Below are 4356 nucleotides of genomic sequence, written 5' to 3'. Positions count from 1 at the left end.
AAACACCTCTTTGTTTCACTGAATCATGGAATATTGCTGACAATACGTTTGAAGCGGTTGTAGCACACGGTTATATGCTTCCGGATACTATTTTGGCAGCAGCGTGGGTTGGAAAACACAATGGTATGGGCTTGTTACAAACTGTTCCTACAACCTCAATTGGTCGTGGTACTACTGTTGCTTATAACGGCGAATTCCGTGATTTCGCGGTCAACGGTGCGTATGCAGCAGCGGTTATCAACAAATCACTTCCAGGTACTGCGTTGCAAGCATGGTATTACAATGTTCCGGATATTGCCGATGCTTACTGGTTGCAAGCGGATACTAAATTGATGGGTATGGTTGATCTTGGTGTTCAATTTGCAGGTATGAGTCCGGACGATTCATCTAACTCACTTGGTGCTACAGCAACCAATCACCGTGATACCGATGCATTTTCAGTGAAAGCGGCTACAGCTGTTGGACCTGTAAATGTGTATGCGGCGTATTCATCTGTGAGTGCTGGTACAATCGGTTTTGCCAACGTTGCGACGGGTGACAAATCAATGTTGTATACAACTCTCGGAAGTATCTATATGGATGGTGAGATCGCAGCAGCTCCGGATACTGATGCGTGGAAAATCGGTGCATCTACCAAAGCAGTTCCAGGTGTAACTCTTTCTGCTAGCTATGCAGAAGCTGAAGTTGGTAATAATGAAGGTACTGCAGGTCTTGTTGCCGGTGCAGCAACTATTAATACAGATTTTACAGCATGGGACATTGTGGCAAACACAAAAGTTGGACCAGTTGATTTGACAGCAATTTATACTTCTTTTGAAAAAGATGTAAAAGCTACAGATACATCTGATAAAACAACTGATTCTCTCCGTATCATCGCTTCTTTGAAATTCTAATATCCACTAGGATATTCCTTTCAGGGCCTTCGGGCCCATAAACATTCTCCTTATGTTAAGCTTTTCGCCAAAGGATTCGTCACCCTTTGGCACTTTCAACCCACTCTCCATGTAACAATCAAGTATAAAATATTTTTTATTCTAAGAAGTCTATTAAATTATGGAAGATTTTTTTGGAATAGATCCACGCACTAAAGGCGTAGAAAGGTATAGGAGTGTTATTTTTTTGTCGCTACGAATAGGGCGATACGTTTGATTCCTTCACGGATACTATCGATATCAGTGGCAAAACTGAATCTAAAATAGCCCTCAGAGCCAAATCCTACACCAGGTACGACGGCGATACCTTGTTCTTCGAGTAACTCTTTGCAAAATTGCATCGAATCGTTGCTCACTTCTTTGATGTTGACAAACAGATAAAATGCACCATCTGGTGAAAGGACGGATAGTCCATCGATTTCATTGAACAATTTTACCGCTTCATCACGGCGTGCTTTGAACTGTACACGCATCGCTTCGATGTCAGCATCAGCATCACCGTTAAGTCCTACGATAGCCGCTTTTTGAGTGATAGAGTTGATATTTGACGTACTTTGACTTTGGAGTTTTTTGGTTGCTTGGATGATTTCAGTATTGTGTGCTGCCATATACCCAAAACGCCATCCTGTCATTGCTACCGATTTGCTGAGACCGTTGATAGTGATGGTACGTTTAAACATATCATCGCTGATGGCAGCTGCTGATGTGAATTCTCCATCATAAATGAGTTTTTCATACATCTCATCACTGGCAACGATCACATCGGTCCTTTCGAGCACTTTTCCAAGAGCCGTGAGTTCTTCACGTGAGTAGACGGCACCTGTCGGGTTTGATGGTGAGGTTAGAATCAACATTTTTGTTTTTGGAGTCAATGCTGCTTTGAGCTGCTCAGGGGTGATTTTAAATCCGCTAGTATCGTCTGTCATGATCTCTACAACGGTTCCGCCACAGTACATCACCAACTCTGGATAGGTAACCCAATAGGGTGCTGGGATGATCACTTCATCACCGTTCTGGATCGTACAGGCAAAAAGGTTATAAAGTGAGTGTTTCGCACCATTATTCGCAATAATCTGATTTGGTTTGTATTCCAATCCATTATCACGTTTGAGTTTAAGTGCAATCGCTGCTTTTAGATCAGGGATCCCATCAACGGCAGTGTATTTGGTAAAGCCGTCATTGATCGCTTTGATCGCGGCATCTTTGATCACCTGAGGAGTATCAAAATCAGGTTCACCGGCAGAGAAGCTGAGAATATTTTTCCCTTGTGCTTTGAGTTCTTGCGCTAACGTAGAGATAGCAATGGTAATCGATTCGGAGAGTATATTGACGCGATCGGTTAACATGGATTCAGCCCTTGTAAAAAATTTTGGAATTATAACATGGCTGGCTTTAATTTTTACATCAGTTCCCGAGTTAAAAACTGCGGTTTTCCGGTATGAAATCCTTGCGCATAGGTAATACCTAATTCAGTTATATTTTGCAATATTTCTTCCGATGAAACGAATTCAGCAACGGTATCAACACCGATACGATGTGCAAAATCCACGATAGCTTCGACGACAATACGGTGCCTAGGATTTTCGTTAATGGATTTAATAAGAGAACCATCTATTTTAAGAATATCAACATTGAGTTTGAGGATGTTTTCAAAATTAGAATAACCGGTTCCGAAGTCATCGATAGCGATTTTCGCTCCCAAGGCTTTCATACGAGAGATAAAAGAAGCTACTTCATCAAAGTTTTCAATCCCTTCCGATTCTAATATTTCGAAAATAATTCGATTTGCTGTATCGGTTTGACGGAGGATATTTTCAATGGTCGTGACAGTTCGTTTATCAAGAATATCACTACTGGAGAGGTTGATTGAAAATTGTTCATTTTGTCCGGAAAATAAATGGCAGGCTTGATAAACAACTTCTTGGGTAATGTGATGATAGAGTTTGGTTTTTTGGGCAATAGGGAGAAACTCATAGGGAGTAATCAGTGTTCCATCTTCATTTTGTAAACGAACCAAAGTCTCAAATTTTTCAGTTTTTCCGGTTGTAGTAGAAACAATCGGCTGATACTGGCATACAATACGATGTTCTACTAATGCCTGACGAATACGGGCGGTCATAGCGATATTCGTTTGATACTGTTGCTCAATCCCTTCTGACTGATCGTAAATTGAATAGGGGAGTTTACTCCCTCGTGCTTTATTAAGTGCAACATCGGCATGAATAAGTGGTTTATCACTTTCAATCGCGATTCCTACCGTTGCACGAACATGCACAGTCTCTTCTCCAATCATAAATAGTTTTTCACTTAATAATGAAAGAAGTGTCTCAATATTATGGCAAAAGTCACGCGAAGTCGTTTCTTTCTTTAAACGAAAAGCAAATTCATCTCCACCAATACGATAGGGGGAAAGTTTCATTTCAACAAGCCAGTATGCTATTTGACTCAAGAGCCAGTCTCCTGCATCGATTCCGAAAAAGTCATTGATCTCTTTAAAATCATCAATATTTAAAATAGCGATAGTATTAGTTGGTTTGGTTGATAAATCTTCTTGGAGCTTAAACCGGTTTGGAAGTTTCGTCAGGTTGTCAAAATAAAGATGTTGAGTAACTTCATGGGTTTGTTCTGCTACTTTTAGTTCAAGATCTTTATTAATAGCTTGAAATTTTTCTGCATAACTCCATACCCTTTCTTGCATCGCTTCAAATGCTTTGATAATCAGTGAAAATTCGGTTTGAGTTGAAGGAAAATTGAAAATAATTTTTTCACCAGGTCTAAAATTTTGAACTTTTTTGGCAATCAGTTTAATGGGGAGTAAAAGACGGTTAATCCAGTTCAATATAATCCAAAGAATGGCGAATACACTAAAAGCTATCCAAAAGTAAAGGGTATAAAATTGATTCATAGTAGTGTTAAACTCTTCTCCTGCATACGTTAATGTCATTGAACCTATTTTTTTTAGGGTAGAAGGTTCCATTAATATTTGAGTAACTTTGATTGCATGTTCATGAGTACGATTTTCTTTTTTACGATACTCAAGAAGGGTATTGCCACTACTATCAACGATATGGATAGCAATAACTTCATCTAACTGAGTGATTGAGGATAGTTTTTCGTCGAGATCTTGTATATCCAAAAAAATAGATAAAGATAGGGATGGTTCTATAGCTTTGATGAGCAGAGCTGCTTTCTCTTTTTCGGAGTTCAAGGTTAATTCACGAACAATTAAAAACGTCCCTATTGTAACAATACTAAAAAGAACTAGAGATGCTAAAATAAGGGTAACAAAAATTTTTGTTGAAAGTCTAGCAGTTTGAAAACGGTTCAATTGATAAGTCTCGCAATTTGAAATAAATTGTCATTAAAGCGAAAATTTCCTGCTTTAAAAACGGTTCGGTTGATATAAATGACAGTAGAACGCTCG

General features: G+C 39.2%; 3 protein-coding genes. 1 reads left to right on the top strand and 2 read right to left on the bottom strand.

The window, feature by feature from the left end; genetic code table 11:
- A partial coding sequence (locus WA010_RS04555) for a hypothetical protein (RefSeq protein ID WP_422555965.1) occupies positions 1-893 on the top strand: 893 nt, incomplete at its 5' end.
- 218 nt (positions 894-1111) lie between these two features.
- Here WA010_RS04555 and WA010_RS04550 read toward each other — a convergent pair.
- Together WA010_RS04550 and WA010_RS04545 are read right to left on the bottom strand one after the other, a co-directional pair.
- On the bottom strand, positions 1112-2278 hold the full coding sequence (locus WA010_RS04550) for a pyridoxal phosphate-dependent aminotransferase (protein WP_422555964.1): 1167 nt from the start codon (positions 2276-2278) through the stop codon (positions 1112-1114).
- Between the two features lie 53 nt (positions 2279-2331).
- Complete coding sequence (locus WA010_RS04545) at positions 2332-4260, bottom strand: EAL domain-containing protein (RefSeq protein ID WP_422555963.1); 1929 nt, start codon at positions 4258-4260, stop codon at positions 2332-2334.
- Between the last annotated feature and the right edge of the window lie 96 nt (positions 4261-4356).

This window comes from Sulfuricurvum sp., from assembly GCF_049305995.1.
Taxonomy (GTDB): domain Bacteria; phylum Campylobacterota; class Campylobacteria; order Campylobacterales; family Sulfurimonadaceae; genus Sulfuricurvum.
Note: the sequence above shows the minus strand (reverse complement) of the source record. Positions and strands in the feature narration are given on the sequence as shown.

What these genes read in the sequence shown, in the direction of transcription:
- WA010_RS04550 (WP_422555964.1), bottom strand. Translation starts at nt 2,278, where the DNA reads ATGTTAACCGATCGCGTCAATATACTCTCCGAATCGATTACCATTGCT.